Source organism: Calothrix sp. CBUCES-K 9914, assembly GCF_059640475.1.
Window position 1 is genome coordinate 15962 of sequence record NZ_JBXXZH010000021.1, and the last position, 17735, is coordinate 33696.

16 protein-coding genes and 1 riboswitch are annotated in these 17735 nt (G+C 39.2%); of the genes, 9 read left to right on the forward strand and 7 right to left on the reverse strand.

The window, feature by feature from the left end:
- The first annotated feature begins 86 nt into the window (after positions 1 to 86).
- Together AC2JBO_RS06865 and ilvA are read left to right on the forward strand one after the other, a co-directional pair.
- A complete protein-coding gene (locus AC2JBO_RS06865; RefSeq protein ID WP_496952924.1) occupies positions 87 to 329 on the forward strand; it encodes a Uma2 family endonuclease in 243 nt (80 codons plus the stop codon).
- 61 nt (positions 330 to 390) lie between these two features.
- Complete coding sequence (gene ilvA, locus AC2JBO_RS06870; RefSeq protein WP_496952886.1) at positions 391 to 1902, forward strand: threonine ammonia-lyase, biosynthetic; 1512 nt, start codon at positions 391 to 393, stop codon at positions 1900 to 1902.
- A gap of 175 nt (positions 1903 to 2077) precedes the next feature.
- On the opposite strand, the gene AC2JBO_RS06875 is transcribed toward ilvA, so the two are convergent.
- The gene (locus AC2JBO_RS06875) at positions 2078 to 2530 is read right to left on the reverse strand and encodes a PIN domain-containing protein (protein ID WP_496952887.1); all 453 of its coding nucleotides are present in this window, start codon (positions 2528 to 2530) and stop codon (positions 2078 to 2080) included.
- Positions 2527 to 2766, reverse strand: coding sequence for a hypothetical protein (locus tag AC2JBO_RS06880; protein WP_496952888.1), 240 nt, complete (start codon positions 2764 to 2766; stop codon positions 2527 to 2529). The genes AC2JBO_RS06875 and AC2JBO_RS06880 overlap by 4 nt, the downstream gene beginning before the upstream one ends.
- Positions 2767 to 3692: 926 nt before the next feature.
- Here AC2JBO_RS06880 and AC2JBO_RS06885 point away from each other — a divergent pair.
- A complete protein-coding gene (locus tag AC2JBO_RS06885) occupies positions 3693 to 3932 on the forward strand; it encodes a hypothetical protein (protein WP_496952889.1) in 240 nt (79 codons plus the stop codon).
- A gap of 31 nt (positions 3933 to 3963) precedes the next feature.
- Here the strand turns inward: AC2JBO_RS06885 and AC2JBO_RS06890 are convergent, their stop codons facing one another.
- Together AC2JBO_RS06890 and AC2JBO_RS06895 are read right to left on the reverse strand one after the other, a co-directional pair.
- Positions 3964 to 4623: an NAD(P)H-dependent oxidoreductase gene (locus AC2JBO_RS06890; protein ID WP_496952890.1), complete on the reverse strand. Its 660-nt coding sequence runs from the start codon at positions 4621 to 4623 to the stop codon at positions 3964 to 3966.
- Between the two features lie 47 nt (positions 4624 to 4670).
- Positions 4671 to 5861, reverse strand: coding sequence for a sensor histidine kinase (locus AC2JBO_RS06895; protein WP_496952891.1), 1191 nt, complete (start codon positions 5859 to 5861; stop codon positions 4671 to 4673).
- Positions 5862 to 6125: 264 nt separating this feature from the next.
- Positions 6126 to 6337: riboswitch (cyclic di-AMP (ydaO/yuaA leader) on the forward strand.
- A gap of 104 nt (positions 6338 to 6441) precedes the next feature.
- Between AC2JBO_RS06895 and ntrB the strand changes: the two genes are divergently transcribed.
- From ntrB to AC2JBO_RS06910, 3 genes are read left to right on the forward strand one after another with little or no spacing between them, the layout of a single operon-like run.
- Positions 6442 to 7281, forward strand: coding sequence for a nitrate ABC transporter permease (ntrB, locus tag AC2JBO_RS06900; protein ID WP_496952892.1), 840 nt, complete (start codon positions 6442 to 6444; stop codon positions 7279 to 7281).
- 12 nt (positions 7282 to 7293) lie between these two features.
- Entirely contained in the window at positions 7294 to 8706 is a 1413-nt protein-coding gene (locus tag AC2JBO_RS06905) for an ABC transporter substrate-binding protein (RefSeq protein WP_496952893.1), read from the forward strand.
- Between the two features lie 26 nt (positions 8707 to 8732).
- A complete protein-coding gene (locus AC2JBO_RS06910; RefSeq protein WP_496952894.1) occupies positions 8733 to 9569 on the forward strand; it encodes an ABC transporter ATP-binding protein in 837 nt (278 codons plus the stop codon).
- Positions 9570 to 9924: 355 nt separating this feature from the next.
- Here AC2JBO_RS06910 and AC2JBO_RS06915 read toward each other — a convergent pair whose 3' ends face one another.
- Genes AC2JBO_RS06915 through AC2JBO_RS06925 form a run of 3 tightly spaced genes read right to left on the reverse strand, consistent with a single transcriptional unit; the run spans position 9925 to position 12113 of the window.
- Complete coding sequence (locus AC2JBO_RS06915) at positions 9925 to 11337, reverse strand: hypothetical protein (protein ID WP_496952895.1); 1413 nt, start codon at positions 11335 to 11337, stop codon at positions 9925 to 9927.
- A gap of 28 nt (positions 11338 to 11365) precedes the next feature.
- Positions 11366 to 11698, reverse strand: a complete 333-nt coding sequence (locus tag AC2JBO_RS06920; protein ID WP_496952896.1) for a XisI protein — start codon at positions 11696 to 11698, stop codon at positions 11366 to 11368.
- 7 nt (positions 11699 to 11705) lie between these two features.
- The gene (locus AC2JBO_RS06925) at positions 11706 to 12113 is read right to left on the reverse strand and encodes an element excision factor XisH family protein (RefSeq protein WP_496952897.1); all 408 of its coding nucleotides are present in this window, start codon (positions 12111 to 12113) and stop codon (positions 11706 to 11708) included.
- A 289-nt stretch (positions 12114 to 12402) separates the two neighbouring features.
- Between AC2JBO_RS06925 and AC2JBO_RS06930 the strand changes: the two genes are divergently transcribed.
- Genes AC2JBO_RS06930 through AC2JBO_RS06940 form a run of 3 tightly spaced genes read left to right on the forward strand, consistent with a single transcriptional unit; the run spans position 12403 to position 17689 of the window.
- Complete coding sequence (locus tag AC2JBO_RS06930; RefSeq protein WP_496952898.1) at positions 12403 to 12879, forward strand: hypothetical protein; 477 nt, start codon at positions 12403 to 12405, stop codon at positions 12877 to 12879.
- Positions 12880 to 12882: 3 nt separating this feature from the next.
- A complete protein-coding gene (locus tag AC2JBO_RS06935) occupies positions 12883 to 14403 on the forward strand; it encodes a hypothetical protein (RefSeq protein WP_496952899.1) in 1521 nt (506 codons plus the stop codon).
- Positions 14404 to 14422: 19 nt separating this feature from the next.
- Complete coding sequence (locus tag AC2JBO_RS06940) at positions 14423 to 17689, forward strand: hypothetical protein (protein ID WP_496952900.1); 3267 nt, start codon at positions 14423 to 14425, stop codon at positions 17687 to 17689.
- Positions 17690 to 17735 lie beyond the last annotated feature (46 nt).

Sequence of the window (17735 nt, forward strand, 5' to 3'; positions counted from 1 at the left end):
GGCTTAAATGCCTCTTTTTCCCCCCTTATTAAGGGGGTTAGGGGGGATTAAATAAAGGACTGGGTATTAAATATAACTCAATTGAAATTCTCTCACCAGACCAAAGCCAGACAAAAGTCATAAATAATATACTGCACTGTTTGAATGCAGGTTGTCAGATGGGTTGGTTAGTTGACCCGGATGAGAGATCTGTTATTGCTTATCCTCAGTCTCAACAGCCTATTTTTTTACAAGAACCAGATTTATTACTCCCGACTCCTGATTTTATTACGGATTTAAGGCTAAGTGTTGGAGAGTTGTTTGGTTGGCTCAAACCAGGTAATGTTTGAGGTACACAATTGTAGTAAAATAACGATTTATCCTAAAAAATGCATTTACTGCCTCACGCTCATGCTTTGCGACTATCTAGTACAAATTCTGACTGCCCGTGTGTACGATGTAGCTCAAGAAACACCGCTTGATTACGCTTCTAATCTCTCCGCGCGTCTCAACAATAAGCTACTCCTCAAACGTGAGGATATGCAGTCAGTGTTTTCCTTTAAGTTGCGTGGCGCCTATAACAAGATGGTGAACTTACCACCGGACATGTTAGCACAAGGTGTAATTGCTGCATCGGCTGGAAACCATGCTCAAGGTGTGGCACTCGGCGCCCGTCATTTAGGAACGCGCGCTATTATTGTGATGCCCGTAACTACCCCACTAGTAAAAATCAATGCAGTTAAAGCGCGCGGTGGTGAAGTTGTTTTGCATGGCGATACTTATGATGATGCTTATGCCTACGCGCGGCAATTAGAGGCAGAAAAATGCTTAACATTTATTCATCCTTTTGATGACCCAGATGTGATAGCTGGACAGGGTACGATTGGGATGGAGATTTTACGACAATATCAGCAACCGATACACGCGATATTTGTAGCAATTGGTGGAGGTGGGTTAATATCGGGAGTTGCTGCTTATATAAAACGGTTGCGTCCAGAAATTAAGATTATTGGAGTGGAACCTGTTGATGCGGATGCGATGAACCAATCATTAAAAGCTGGGAAGCGCGTGCGGTTATCGCAGGTGGGGTTATTTGCTGATGGTGTAGCGGTACGGGAAGTTGGGGAAGAGACTTTTAGGTTGTGTCAGGAATATGTAGACGACATTATATTAGTTAATACTGACGATACTTGTGCTGCTATCAAAGATGTATTTGAAGATACACGCTCAATTGTGGAACCTGCTGGTGCTTTAGCAATAGCAGGTGCCAAAGCTTATGTAGAACGCGAGCAAATCCAAAATAAAACTTTAATTGCTATCGCTTGCGGCGCCAATATGAACTTCGACCGTCTCCGTTTTGTCGCAGAACGCGCGGAATATGGAGAACAGCGCGAAGCAATATTTGCTGTGACTATTCCTGAACAACCAGGAAGTTTACATAAATTCTGTGAATGTATTGGTAGACGTAATTTAACAGAGTTTAATTATCGTATTGCTGATGAGAAAATTGCCCATATTTTTGTCGGGATGCAAATTCAAAAGCGCGCGGATAGAGCCAAAATGGTAGAGACTTTTGAAAATTGCGGTTTCCCTACTATAGATTTAACCGATGATGAATTCACAAAGCTACATTTACGGCATATGGTTGGTGGACGTTCACCATTAGCACATAATGAACTATTGTACCGCTTTGAATTTCCTGAACGCCCAGGCGCCTTAATGAAGTTCGTTAGCTCAATGAGTCCCAACTGGAATATTAGCGTTTTTCATTATCGTAATAATGGGTCAGATTACGGCAAAATAGTAGTAGGTATACAAGTTCCACCGCAGGAAATGCAAGAATGGCAAGCATTTTTAGATACCCTTGGCTATACTTACTGGGACGAAAATGATAATCCCGCTTACAAACTATTTCTAGTGTAGGTTGGGTGTAGACTTTGCGGAACCCAACACAATATTATTTTCAATGTAAATTCTTGCTTAATTTCTAACCCGCCCACGGCGCCAACCCTCTAAATTTAATGACATTGACTACTAGCTTAAAAATTATTAAGTAAAATTTAATTGGTTGGCGCCAGAACAATAACTACATAATTTTCTAGCTTGGAGTTATATTATTCCATAAGTCAGCGGCAAAAAATCTAGATAGATGACCTACATTGGTTGTTGCAATTACAGAATTTGATGCATTAATTATTACAGCTTGTGCAACTAAAATTATGTCGCCATCTATAGTTTTATCTCCTGCTGTCGGTTGTCCTTTTTGACGTGCTTGTGCCCATAATAATGCAGCTTGACGCATGACAGTGGTTGTTATTGGTGAATATTCCAACAATTCACCTAACTCATCCAATTTCGCAATACCCTTCATCTTATTCGCACGCAGTAATTCCCGACGCAATTCGTAGTCTACAATTTCCGGAATTATAACTCGTACATTTGATGCAATAAGCATTTGCAACCAGCGGTTACAAGCTGTACTCTCTGAAGATAATTTTGGATTTGTTATTAGACCTAATGGTCCTGTATCCAACAGCACAAATTGACTCACCAGGTTACACCTTTCATATCGCTTGGGAATAGTTTACGTTCTGATAATCGATTTTCATCTAAAGCATGAATCAAATACTCTCCCGTCTCTTGTTGTTCTTGAGCATCCGTATCATCAATCCATGACTGAAGCACGCTAATAGCTTTAGCCTGTTTTGCTTTTAACGTAATATACTCTGTCAAGAGTTGCAAAGTATAAGCTTCTGTTGAAAGTCCTTTTTGTTGGGCTTCTTGCATAAGATATTTTTCTATCTCTGTCGGCAAGTCAAGGGTTAGGGTCATAAATTTTTTATAATAGTACGTATTTCATTCTACATAATAAGCCCTATAATTGGTTTAATGCCAATTAAATTACGAAACGTAATGATATTTATTAGTAAATAAAGCAAAGCTACTAGTGGTCTGTATTATTAATTTTGCGGCGTTGTAGCATAGGCGTCCCGCCTGTGCATTTAGTCAGGAGAAATTTTTTTAATGCTGGTATAAATTATCTGTAGATGGGAATACTAAATCCGGGACGTATAGAGATTTAGTTGTATGATTACCACTCAAGTCAGTATTTGCGGATATGAAGTCAGCGAAAAAATTTATGATGGTTCTAGAACTGTAGTGTAGAATGTCGCTTACTTAAGCTAAAAACTTGATTGTTTATGTTGGGTTCATGGGCGCCTCCACCCAACCTACAGTTCGCAAAGTTTGTGCCATTCGACCCTACACACTCATAAGGGACTTCCATATAAAAAAATCTCCAAAATTTTTTTGTGGAGTGGGCGTTAACGCAAACGCCCATGTTTAGAGCAGGCAAGGATGCCTGCTCTAAACATGAAGAATTTAATTTTTGGAAGTCCCTAACCTCCTAGTTTGATTGTGTTTTTAGAAGATAAATTAAGCATATTGTAGAAATATAACCGTTTTTGGCGATTGACACTCTATATTTACATGTTGTGTCTGAGGTTTTCCTAAAATTGTGTCAAGGTTTTTACAAAAATAGGGAACATCATTAGTTGCTAATGTGCCGTATGTGCAGTTATAACTTATAGAGATGCTTTTAACAGGCATCTATCTATCGACTGATTTTATCGAGTTCCTGTGATTATTTTTATGATTCTCAGGTGTCGTGTCTGTGTTACATGTAGTTTAAGAATACAAAGTTAGAGTAACCAATGACAGTAAATCAAAGTGAAAAACGGCTTCTCCTGTTCGTGACTTGCTGTGCGATGGCAGGGTCAGTAGTGGGGGGTATATCGGGCTTTACCAATAAACCTAGTTGCGACGATAATAATATTCATCAATGCTTAACAGAAGACACATTATATAAAACCGTTAAGGGAATGACAACAGGATTGGGTGGGGGAATAGGCGCCGCATTTGCTATCCATGTTGCTATGGGTTATAAAGATTAAAAATGGGCAGGCGGGACGCCTACCCTACGGGCTAATTTATATATTGCACGACATCTTGTGTCTCGAATCTAATTTTGGGTCTTTCTGCGCTCTTATCTTCAGCAGAACGATACCCTGCGGGACACACGACAACAGCAGCGTACCCTTGTTCTGGTAATCCCAATACCTCGTCATATTTAGAAGGTACAAATCCTTCCATTGGGCAGGTATCGATATTTAATATTGCTGCGGTAGTCATAAATTGCCCCAAAGCTATATACACTTGTCGAGTTGACCACTCGTTTAAGTCAAGAGGGTATGGAGGTTTTTCCATAAACCCTTTAACTACTCCTGCAAATTTCCCCAAGTTTTCCACGGGGACTTGCTGTACTTCTGCCATCCGCGCGACGTAACGGTCTACATATGCTGCATCTATATCTTTTTTAATTGCAAATACTACTAGATGTGATGCATCTACTACTTGCGCTTGTCCCCATGAATGTGGTAGGAGTGAAGCGCGAATTTCTGGGTTGTTAACTACAAAAAATTTCCAAGGCTGTAGTCCAAACGATGATGGCGCCAGTACCATACTTTGTTCTAGTACTTTCCAGACATCACTAGGAATTTTTTTGTCGGCATCGAATTTTTTGGTTGCATAACGCCATTTGAGTTGCTCTAATACCTCTTCTGGCGCCGATACTGTCGTAATCATACACAATAATCATTATGGTTCTCTACTAACTATAACGGCTACCACGGTCAATCTTTTATTTTTAGGGGGAATGTTACCTGGAAGGTTGAGCCAAAGTTTACTTCGGATGTAACTTCTATTTCTCCTTGCAGTAATTTTACTAGCCTAGTTACAATAGCTAACCCTAACCCGGTACTTTCGCTCAGGTAAGATTTATCTGAGCGGTTGACGCGGAAATATGGTTCAAATATCTTTGCTCGGTCTTCTTCGCTTATTCCTATTCCAGTATCCGTTACTGCTAATGTCCATTTTTTACTGTTTATTTGCTTACAGTTAATTTTTATACTCCCTGACTCCGTATAGCGAATTGCGTTACTTACTAGATTGGTAATTATTTGCTGTAATTGTAATGAATCCGTGACAACTTCAACTGGCGCCTTTTTACAATCTACTGTTATTGTCAGATTTTTGTTACGCACGAGGGGTTCCATCATACCGTGGACATTTTCAATAATTTCGCATACGTTAGTAGGTGAAGCCTTTACTTTCAGCTTTCCTGCATCAAATCGCGAAATTTCTAGTACGTTGTTGATTAGGCGAAGCAGTTGCCTTCCATTGTTTAGTATATGCTCTATATGAGCTAGATTGTGATATTTTTCTCTAATTTCAGGTGGTTGTTGCTGTACACGCAAAAATAAGTCTGAATACCCAATTATAGAAGTCAGTGGACTTTTTAACTCGTGTGCTAAAAATGAAACGTTGTCTTGATTTGCACGTATTAAACGATTCAATTCTTCGTTGTTTAACTTAAGTTGACTTTGCAACTGTTGTAATTCATTTAACCGCTCGCTTACGTAGCTCTTAAAACATTGGGCTATCGCTTCATCTATTACTGCATCAATTATTCGTATCGCGCGAATTGCCTTTACCGTATTTATACTTGCTAAATCTTGCTCCAAGGTGTCAAATATGACTGTTTTTAATAAATGATATTCTCTCGCAATTTCTGAAGGGTTATATCCTTGTCTTGCTCTAAGAACACCATGCTGTAAGCTAGCTTCGACAATCGTTTTGATATCATTGTCGTGAGACTCAACTAGTACATTTGACATCGCCTTGATTACGTCAGGGAGATGGTCAATTATAGCACTCGAACGCAAATTTCCAGCACTGGTAATCTGTCTGTCCTTACGGACTTCTGCTACCCACTCCTGAGTAATCGCGTCGGTCTTTTCTAGCAACAGTTCACTAACATTCATTATTCGTTCTTAAAAATAAAGAATATATTATTTTAATTGCAATTATTTAGCCATGTAACTGCCTCTAGCAGTAAATAAAATTTATTTTATCTATCTTGAGGAGTAATTACAAAAGTGTTTAACTAAGTTAATGTGAATTAAGAGCTATGCAGTAATAAATAATCCTAATCCTAAAGAAAGATAGATATACGGTAGTATTACGGTAATGTTGATGTTAAACTCTATATGTCGGAGTCAGTCAGCCTAATTCGATAATAAAAATTATACCTGTCAATGCTAAGTGTATATAATCAAAATTGTCGAAACGGAGGAACCACTTTTGGGGCGTATCTTTTTAAAGTGCTGAGTTATGAGTGCTGAGTTATGAGTGGGTTTATTACTCAGCACTCAGCACTTTCAACTCATCACTTGTAAGAGAGGGGTATCTCTCAACTCTAGCCCGTCAGCTAACTTCGTAGGCATTGAGAGGAAACTGATACATGTTGCACTACATTATATTTTTGTTGCAATCTTAATCAGATATCCTCGGCTGGTACTGCTCGGATTTTTTGTACCTACTCAAATTTGTTGAGGTTACTCTGTGATATTTCAATTAAATTTAGCGGCAATTGCGGCAGTTGCTGGGCAAGCGGTATGGCGCCGTTCTAAACCCTTCATTGTACGTGATAGTTTTCTGCTCCCTTGTTTGGGATTTTTGGGTGTAATTTTGTTATGGTGGCTGATTGCAATTTTAAACCACCAACTAATGCCAACTCCAGCAGAGGCACTAGTTGCTAATCTTGACTATATAATGAATCCGTTTTTTGAACGGGGACCTGGTAACTTGGGCATCGGTTGGTTGCTGATAGCTAGTTTGCGTCGGGTATTAATAGGGTTTGGACTAGGCGCCTTAGTTGCGATCCCGGTCGGGTTTCTAGTTGGTATGTCTAAGCAAGCGATGATGGCACTTAATCCTGTCATTCAAATCTTTAAACCTGTATCACCTTTGGCTTGGCTACCAATTTCTTTAGCTATTTTCAATCTTGCAGACCCATCAGCGATTTTCGTAATTTTCATTACTTCGCTTTGGCCTACCATTCTGAATACAGCTTTGGGAGTATCGAGCGTTCCCAAAGACTATATAGATGTCGCGCGAGTTATAGAAATGCCGCGTTGGCGCCAAATCATTAAAATTATCCTACCTGCAAGTTTGCCTTACATTTTTACAGGTTTACGAATTAGTTTGGGAATCGCTTGGCTTGTAATTGTGGCAGTAGAGATGTTAACAGGCGGTGTTGGGATTGGGTTTTTTGTTTGGGATGAATGGAGTAGGCTAAACTTAAACTCTGTTTTTCTGGCAGTGTTTGTAATCGGTTTAACTGGACTATTACTTGATTATGCTGTTGGCAAACTTCAAGAATTTGTTACTCATCGTAAATAGGTATTTAAGAGTATGAGTAACACTAATAATAATTGGACACGGCGCCATTTTATCCAGGGTATAGGAGCAACCGCAGCGGGAAGCGTTCTTTCTTCTTGTGCTGTTAACGCGAACCGGGCGCCACGTGGTTTGTCGAAGCAAGCATTAGAAATTGAACAGGTTGTTGATTCCAAAACTTTAGAAAAACCCAATTTAACTGTGGGTTATGTACCAGTAAATGACTGTGCGCCATTTGCTATCGCATGGGAGAAAGGGTTTTTTCGTAAATATGGATTGAATGTAACCCTTAACCGTGAAGCTAGCTGGGGAACATCGCGGGATGGAATTATTTTCGGACGTTTGGATGCTTCTCCTGTGGTATGTGGTGCCGTAACAAACGCTCGTACAGGTGCAGAAGGCGCCCGTCATGCTCCACTATGTGCAGCCATGACAATTCACCGTCATGGTAATGCTTTAACTATGAATAAAGCAATGTGGGAAGCTGGGTTGCGACCGTGGAAAGAATATAATGGTGATTTAGAGAAGTTTGGAAGAGATTTTCGCGGTTACTTCGATAAATTACCTTCGGAAAAACGTGTTTGGGCGGTAGTACTGAGTTCTGCCATATACGAATATTTTGTTCGTTACTTAGCTGCTGCTGCGGGAGTGGCGCCAGATGAGGAATTTAGAATTGTAATTATTCCTCCGCCGCAAATGTTAGTGAATATGCGAATTGGAGCGATGCAAGGTTATATGGTAGCAGAACCTTGGAACACGCGCGCAATTACTGGTAATGAAGGTATTGGTTTTACATTTGCTCAGGGTCGGGAAATATGGCACGGACACCCAGATAGGTTACTTGCTGTAATGGAGTCGTTTATTAACGAGAATCCTAAAACTTATCGGTCGTTAGTGAAAGCGATGATTGAAGCTTGTCGATACTGTGGCGACCCAAAAAACCGTGAAGAAGTCGCTAAAATTATCTCTAATCGCTCATTTACAGGCGCCAAACCAAAGTTAACTCGTCCCGGAATTGTAGGAGAATATAATTATGGTGGTTTTGATGGGAATAAAAGAATAGTATCATCACCAGAAACTACAATATTTTTTGACTTGCCGCCTTCTTTCGCACAAGTAGAAAATGACCATTCAACGTTTTTATGGCAGTCTGAGAGTTTATGGTTGATGACGCAAGCAACAAGATGGGGACAAAATAAAGAATTTCCCAAAAACGCTGAACAGCTAGCACGTAAAGCATGGCGAACAGACCTATATCGTGAAATAGCTGCAGAACTGGGCATTCAGTCTCCTAAAGAAGACTACAAAATAGAACCTGCTGAAGCTTTCATCGACAAAAAAGCATTTGACCCCAGTGACCCTACAGGCTATCTTAAAAGCTTCAAAATTCGTGCAAACAGCCCCATCTCATTTTATTTGTCTAGTTAGAGATTATTCCTACTTCGAGGTATAAAATGAAATCTACCATTGCGAACACAAGTTACCAGGAGTCAAATTTGAACCGTCCTGCATTTTTGGAAGTTATCAATTTGCGTAAGTCTTATCGTAAACAAGACGGCAGTGAGTTTGTAGTGCTAGATGACGTTAATCTTACGGTTGGCGATAATGAATATATTTCTGTAATTGGGCATTCTGGGTGTGGTAAATCTACACTTCTTAAAATTGTCGCAGGTTTAGAAAAAGCTACTGCCGGACAAGTGCTACTCGATGGGAAAGAAATTCGTAAACCCGGCGCCGAAAGGATGATGGTATTTCAACAATACTCTTTATTACCTTGGTTAACAGTGCGGGAAAATATTCGTTTAGCAATCGATGAGGTATTAAAAAAAGCCAATCGTGCTGAAAAAGTCAGTATTGTCAACGAGCATTTAGCAATGGTAAATTTGACTGCTGCTGCTGATAAGTACCCAGATGAACTATCGGGAGGGATGAAACAGCGTGTAGGTATAGCGCGCGCATTAGCAATTCGTCCTAAAATGTTATTAATGGACGAACCATTTGGTGCGCTGGATGCATTAACACGCGGTAAATTACAGCGTCAAGTTTTGGATATTTGGGAAAATAACAAACAAGCGGTAATGATGATTACTCATGATGTGGATGAAGCTATCTACATGTCAGACCGCATCGTTCTAATGACCAATGGGCCTAGTGCTAACATCGGTGAAATTCTAGATGTACCCTTCTCTCATCCTAGAAATTTGCCTGAAATGCGAAGCTCAAAAGAGTATTACGAACTCCGTAACTATGCTCTGAATTTTCTTGAACAAAACTTTACCGCTGACGATTAGTTCAAATTTAGAATATCATGAAAATCAAAAAAATGCAAAACAACCACCTTGAATAGGTGGTTTTTTTTTACTAATATGAGACCATCTTATGAGAGATGCTCATCGATTTCAATACTGCTCGGTTAAGAAATTTTATCAAAATCGATCCCCCCTAACCCCCCTTAATAAGGCTCACAAGGGTAGGTTTTTTTTTCTAAAAAAGGTGAAAAGGCAAGGTGGACAAGGGTGGAAGGTAGACAAGGCAGAAAAACCCCCTCCTTGTCTACTTGTCTTCCTGTCACCCGTGTCTGGGGTTTGGGGCAGAAAAAACCTACCCTTGTCAGCTGGGGGGCTAGGGGGGATAAAAATCAAAGCCTTAATTTGTTTGAATTACATAGCAAAAACGAGCAATTTTGGTTTTATTTGCCTGAACCGCACTACTCGCGCGCGTTCTCAAAGCCTGTAAAAAGTCGTATAATTTATAAGTTTTCCAATCAGTTGTAGTGTTATTATCGGTACTCCAATCTTTCCACCAAGTTTGCTCTTGTAATTCCTGTGGTAGTATATCAGTCTGCAAGTAATAAACTCCTTGTTCAGGAAAATTACTCGGTTTAATTACAGTTACAAACTTTAAGTTATTTTTATCGGCGCCCCATTGACTTAATTGTAACGCGCTGGTTGCCGTAGAAGTTGGAGGCAACGGTTTAAAATCTTTGTCTTGTCTGTCAAAAAGTTGGACTTTAGTATCTGTTTTTAGTGACTGTAAATCCATAGACAAGGTATTACTTAAAGTTTCTAATGGCACAGTATAATCAAGTTTTAAATCTCGATTTTCATCACTTCGACTTTTTGCAACGTCGAAAATATGAATTGGCTGTTGATCAATCTCAATCGAAAGTTTACTATTGCTAATAGATTCTTGTTTACTTATTCCATCTGGTATTTGTTTTGGTTCGTCTTTCAGGAATGATATTTTGCTTACTATATTACTTGGAGAAAAAATTGATAAATAGCTTTCTTTATCTAATTCGTTATTTTTTGCCAGCGCTTTTTCCAAAATATCAAAGTAATACTTGATGTCTTGATATTTTCCTAAAAATATTGTATAAAATGGTCGAAACTCGCTAATTTTATTTCCTTGCTTATCGTTAGTATTATATACAAATTGCTTCTTTGTCCCGTCTTCAAGGTAAACATTGCCATTAAATTCGCTTTTTCTTGCAAACAAACCAACTGCATTTGCTGAATTTCCACTAAAATAATTCTGACTTATAGAATTGGCGATTCCGTTTAAATCAGCTGCATTTTCATATAAATCTGTTGTTATAACCGTTAAATTATCGTCACTCGCCGGATTGATTGCTGTCTGAATATTACTAACTGGAAGTGGAGGAAATTCTGATGAACTACCATCATAAAATAATGGTTTTCTAGCTTCTAAGTATCCTGCCCTTTGTCTGGAAATCTCTTTACTTGTTTGTCCTAAACGGTAGTATTTGAATTTTGGTTGTCCACCGCGCGGTTGTCCACCTGATAACGTTCCTTCTAGCAAATCTATAGTTTGCGAATAGCGAGTGTTGGCATTGTTAGGACTTATAACATAACCTAACATTGATGGGGTTCCATCTACATAAATATTAATATTTAATGGTTTTGACTGAGTTGGTGTGTTATTTGGTAAGGAAGTATCACAGCTAAGTTTCTTAGAAACTGGTGCAAGACAACCAAATAAAATCATTGATAATAAAAAGCTGATAACCGACAGTGTAAACCATCTTGCTCTAATCATTCTTTCGCCTTTTGCGTAAGGGTTATCCTCAATTGACTGCAAACTCTGTAAATTGGCGCATGAAGGGAGTGTGAAACCCTAAAACTATATCATTTGCAGGCACACCTTGTTCGAGCAACAATGTAGGAATCCCAACTTCTGTACCATCATGTTGAATCCAGATTTTGCCTTCTTTAATATCAAGATGCATACTACATCCATGTATCCAATTATTTCCTCGCCAACCTGTATGTAATAAAAGGTAATGGTCACGTTCTGTATCGATAATGGCTTGTGTCTCAATTTCTTTTATTGATAATCCTAACTCTGCTTTTTCTAAAATTATCTGTTTAATAATTTGTCGATACTTCTCTATAGCCATTGAACAATTATCTCCTGTTTTTCATCATAAATAAGTAGACTAATTTGAAATCTTTCAACCATTGACCTTGTAAAACGACGTTGAAAAAAAGATTTAGTTTAAAAAAAGATTTATAAATCGTCTCTGGTATGGCCAGATAAAGCTTTCTTTGCGGGTCTACTTCCTCAAGGGCAACTTGGTAATTAATAAATTGTCCAAGAGCAGTATGAAACTCTGAAACGTTAGAGCGTCCGATAAAACTCTTGATTTCAACTGCAATTTTTTCATTTGCTCGCTCTGCTGCTAAAAGCTCTGCTGCCAAGTCGATCTCAAAATCAACCTCACCAACGGTGATTTGATAGGAGTCAGCAGTAATTGTCCATCCTTCTTTTTCCAAAGCATTTCTAACTGCATAATGAAAGCGGTCTCTTGCCATTCCTGACTTTTAACTTCAAACCATGATGACTGCTATATTAACAAAAAACTGACAAGTCCATATATTAGCGAGAGTGCGACAGGCTTTTATTACTCTCCTGCACTCCGTGTACTCTGTGTCTCTGTGGTAAAAACAGCACAGGCGGGACGCCTATGCTACGGCTTCCTCAAGAGCATTGGTGACTCGTTGCATAAATTCCGTATTTTTCAGCAGTAGTATTGAAAGAAAGTCTGTCCGAAATATTGTCCAACCTTTAGTACTAATTTATTATAAATGCTTGGGAGGATAGATGAAAGCGAGTGAAATAATTCGCATAATTGTTTTCAGCCTCGTTGGTTTGGCTTTGATGTTTTTGGTGCAGCGTGGACTGTATGAAAATCGTTTGCTAGCAATTACCGATGTTCGTAAAATAGCAACTTGGGTTGAGGATTATTACTTACGTGGGGCGACAATAGTTTTTGTTGCCAGCTTGGTTGCGGCAGTGTTGTGGTATTTTTTTGCAGCTAATGCTAAACCAAGGAACGCGGAAGATGTTTCTTCTTGGAGAGTTGTGTGGTGGTTGCTTTCTTTAGTGCCTGTTTTAAGCATTTTTATCGCAATTTACATTATTAGCGATGGTAGCAGGCAAGCTTTGGGTTCTTTAATAATTTTATTTACTTTAGATGTGCTTTTGCTTTACTGGTTGACGACAGCAACTAGTTCCCCTAAAGCATTGATGTATATTCCTCCGGGAGCATTTATACTGCGTCGTTTATTTAGAGATTAGGTAATGGCACTTTATCTGATTGGAATTGGTGGAACTGGTGCTAAATGCATCGAAGCAGTGATTCAAATGGCTGCTGTTGGTTTGTTCACTCCTGATTCAATAAAAATATTATTTATTGATGCTGATGAAGCAAATGGTAATTTGGAGCGCGCGCGTTCTAGTTTAAGCATTTATCAAAAAGCGTTTGGACTATTTGGGGTTGAAAAACAAGATTTATCTTGGATGAAAACTTCTATTAAGTCGTTTGGGTTGTGGTCGCCGTTTGCTCATAAAACTACGAACAAAAATCTTGGCGCCTTTTTTAATTACAACAATCTTAAGCAAAATTACCAGGCTTTGGGAAATTTATTTGATGTGTTGTATACACAGGAAGAGCGTTCTGTTGATTTAGATGTTGGGTTTCGCGGTAGACCTGCAATTGGTTCGGCAATTATGAGCCAAGTTGATTTAGATACACTTGATGAAGAACCTTGGCTTTCTTTGATTGCTGAAATTCAGAATGACGCAGGTTCGGGAACTCAAACCAAAATACTTTTGTGCGGTTCGATTTTTGGTGGTACAGGTGCTTCTGGACTACCGACAATTGGGCGCCTGCTTGCAAACAAGTTAGCCAAGATAAGTGTACGCGAGCGTGTAAAACTTGGTTGTTTATTTGCGCTTCCTTATTTTGGGTTTACACCTCGTCAAGGGGAAAGTCCAGATGCTGTTTACGCACGCGCTGATTTATTTTTGCTCAACACTGAAGCTGCGCTACGCTTTTACGTCACCCAAGCTAAACAAACGTTTGATACGGTATATCTACTTGGTAATCAAAATTTAACATCTGTTGAATTTAGTGTCGGTAAAAATACGCAGCGTAACGACCCACACTTTATCGAGCTTTATGCTGCCCTGGCTGCACGCCATTTTTTGTTGCAACAACAAGCTGAACGCGGCGCCGTTGTATTAATTGGTCGTCAGGAGCTTGGCAAAATTACTTGGGATGACCTTCCCGAAGGCGCCACGGTTAAAACAGAGCTTGTAAATGCAACTAGATTTGCCTATGCTTGGTTGGCAAACACCGTGCCAGAGTTAGAGCAAGCCAAGCGTAGGGGTGTAGACTGGGCGCAACAGCATTTAGTTTGGTTTAGTAAATTTTACCGTCCCAACCAAGGAGTATTAAACCGCTTGCTTGGTAGTAAAGGTGTTGATTTACCCGACCTCACACTAGAGAGCGAGCAAGAAGCAATTAGAACTTTTAGCAGTTGGTGCCAAGATTACTTACGCTGGTTATATGAAATTCACAAGTGTGAAAGCGACAACATCCGGTTATTTACACACCGCGAATTCTCGCCAGATGCACCGCTCAAAAAAGAGGTATTTTCAACTCTGATTGTTGATGATAGTAGGGACGATACTCGGAAGAGGAGCGATAACCTACTCGATTTACATTTACAATTAATGTCTAATACGGCAAATCTCACTCCACCAATTCACGGAACTGTGGGACTTGCAAAAAGTTTGTACAAAATTTGCCGACTTTAAAACCTGGGTAGTAGCATATATGACCAATGCATCGAATAAGAAATTGCATTTTTTATTACCCCAATTAAAAAAGGACTCTGATGTTAAATCAATTGATAGTTCCGGAAAATGGGAAATACAAACTAGTAAGGCGTTCGATGATGTCGCTACTAGCTTAGAGTATCAAGCCCCGCGCGAAGCCAAAAACGTTAGTTCTGTACCGACGATGTGGGCACGACCACTATCGGTAGAAATGGCTTTACATAATGATAAATACCCAATTCGCGCTTCTATTATAGAAGAATGGCGGGGAATGTTAGCGGCAATTGCACTTGCTGAAGTACGCGGTTTTCCCCTCAAAGCACAGCTTATTGAACTTAATGAGTTTAAATACGAAGAATTCGTGCGCTGTTTACATCAACTTTTGCCTTCAGATGCCAACACTCTTTACACTATAGAGAATAAGCATCCTTGGGAGGATATTTATTTATTTTTGTGGAATGACAAACCTGTTGGCATGACGAGTCCTAGTACAATAGTTTGTCCATCTGAACAAGGAGAGTGGCAAGGGTTACGTTGGTGGGTAGACGGTAAACTACAGTCGCCAATACCTTATTTAAATGACAGCGAAAAATCACTATTATGGCGATGGCTGGAAAATCTCCGTAAAGAACTAAATCGATACAACGGTAAGAAGCAAGCCGTTAATATGATTGGTGAATTAATTGATAGCTTTCGTAGTGATTTAAAAGCTAATACTGAACCTGGATTAAGTTTAACTGAAGAACTGCAATTTTTTGGCGTTCCTCTGAATCGTGGTATTTTAAACGCCCTAAATTATCCTGTTAAGGCGCCGGAAAGACCTTCTAATGTTCGCTTAATTCCGAGTCCTGATAAAACTAAAGTCAAAGACTTATTAATCATTGACCATAAGATAGCCAAACAATGGAATATATCGCCACAAGATATTTGGATACATGGTGGTAAAACCTTAGCAGCACTCAAAGTTGAAGATTTAAAGTCAAAAAAAATCGTTTGGCAAGATGTTGACTGGGTAGAATCCGATGATTTCTTCTTAAGCGAATTTTCGTTCATTGACCTTGAAGAAGCTTTGCCAGGTGCATTTCTACCAAAAGAAACTTTACCATTAACTTTTAACGGCGAACGTATTACCCCACTGCTACCTCTGAGTTCATTTTTACTTAATTATTTTACACCAGAAGATTTAATTCGTCGCGTCAAACTTGAGCCAATTAATGGTAACGAGGGACAGCAAGTCCGTGTAACATTAGATCTACCGCTTGCAGGGGTAATTGAAAATAGTACTTCACCCCAAAACTATCGTCTCTTCAAAGATTATGTAATTAAAAAAGAGAATCTAATTTTAGAAGTCCCTGTTCTTGAAGTTTGGCCACATTTTCGTAGTCCGAACTGGCAGTCTTACTATGCATTTTATTATGACGGTGAACACGGGGAAGATACTTTCCAGGTACATTTCCCCGAAGCTAGAGAAATACCACATCTTTTTAAAGATGGTCGAGGTTCTTATCAAATGGCATGTTTGGAAAAGTTTCCATCTGTGATTGAATGCCAAAGCAAAGAACGAAGGAATTTAGGCTTAATTCTATTGCAAACACCCGAAGAAATTAAACCTTCAAGTACATGGACAATTGGTGTAGATTTTGGAACTTCGTTCACAAATGTTTACGTAAATAGAACGGGATATGCGGAATCATTACGGCTAGAAAATTTACACCTGAAGGTGACAGAATTTAACCCCGAAACACGATTACCACTATTATTTGAATACTTCATTCCCGAAACGTTTATTCCCGGAGATAAACCATTACCATTATCGAGCGTGCTTACAATTCGTGGAAATTCTGGAAGCAGTAACGAAAAAATGCGCGCGGTATTTGATGGTCGTATTTATGTTCCTAACTATGAAGGATTTAAACCACAAGAAGATTGGATAAAAACGAATCTCAAGTGGGGTGAGACGAAAAACTTAATATTTAACCAATTATTTCTTAGACACCTAGCGCTACATATTACAGCTATTGCGGCAAAAAATCGCGTTGCTCAAATTCAATGGTCGCTATCGTTCCCTTCTGCATTCTCACGACACGACCAAAAAACATACGTCCAAACTTGGAACGATTTGACTAAAGAGTTACAGCAAAAAACTGGCATTAAGCAAAGCTGTCCAGAGATCAAAAATACTACCTATTTCCGTTCTGAAAGTTTAGCGGTAGCTCAATATTTTGCCGACCAAGAAGGACACGACCTTGTTAATACAACCTGTATTGACATTGGAGGTGGAACTTCGGATATCTCAATTTGGGAAGAAGAAAGTTTAGTTCATCAATGTTCAGTACTACTAGCAGGTAGAGATTTATTCTCACAATTTTTAGAGATGAATCCAAAATTTGCCGAGCGCGCGTTTGGTATTGAAGCATCAGAGTTAAAAGGACTCAAAGGAACTGCATTTAACCCCAAACTTGATGTGTGGTTACGACTCAAGGGTGATAATTGGTTACAAAATCGACGCGCGTATGTTGAACAACAACCGGATTTTCAAGGATTGATACAACTTACAGCCATTGGTACTGCTGGACTATACTATTATGTTGGGATACTTCTCAAAGTTCTTCATGGGGAAGGTAAATATAGTCGCAATGAAATTACACCTGTATATATAGGTGGAAATGGTGGTAGATTCTTAAATTGGTTAGCAGAAGGTGGAAGATTCGACGTGGACTCAGAAATTAACGAGCTACTCAGTCGAATGTTGAGCAAAGGTTCAGAGTTTAAGGAGATCGAAGTCGATACTCGTTTGAGCGAGAACTTGAAAGATGAAGTCGCTTGTGGTTTGGTTTTAAATCAAACCAAGTTAATTGGACTCGACAGGAAAGTAGAAGACGCATTAATTGCTGGTGAGTCTTGTGAGATCAATGGTCGAGTCATCAATTTTGATTCGCGGTTACACCTTGAAGATGAAGAGGATGAAATCGAGCAATTCCAAATTTCTCAACTCGAACAGATACCTAAGTTCCTATACGATTTTCATGTCGCACTCAAAGACCTGAGAATTGAGGGTATTAAACCATTAGATGGATATAAGCGTAGTTTAGACTTGTTACCTAATGAAAAAATATGGCGAGAAACTAAACGAGAATTGACGAGCCTTTTGCTTAAAATCAAAGGTAAGCCCGAAGATGTCCGTTTAGAACCTCCTTATATTCTAGGGTTAAAAGCACTATTGCGAGTTTTGGGTAAGGAGTGGGCGAATAAATGGTCAAAGTAAAGATTTTGTAACACACGTTGCAAAGCATATGAATTTTGGTGGTATT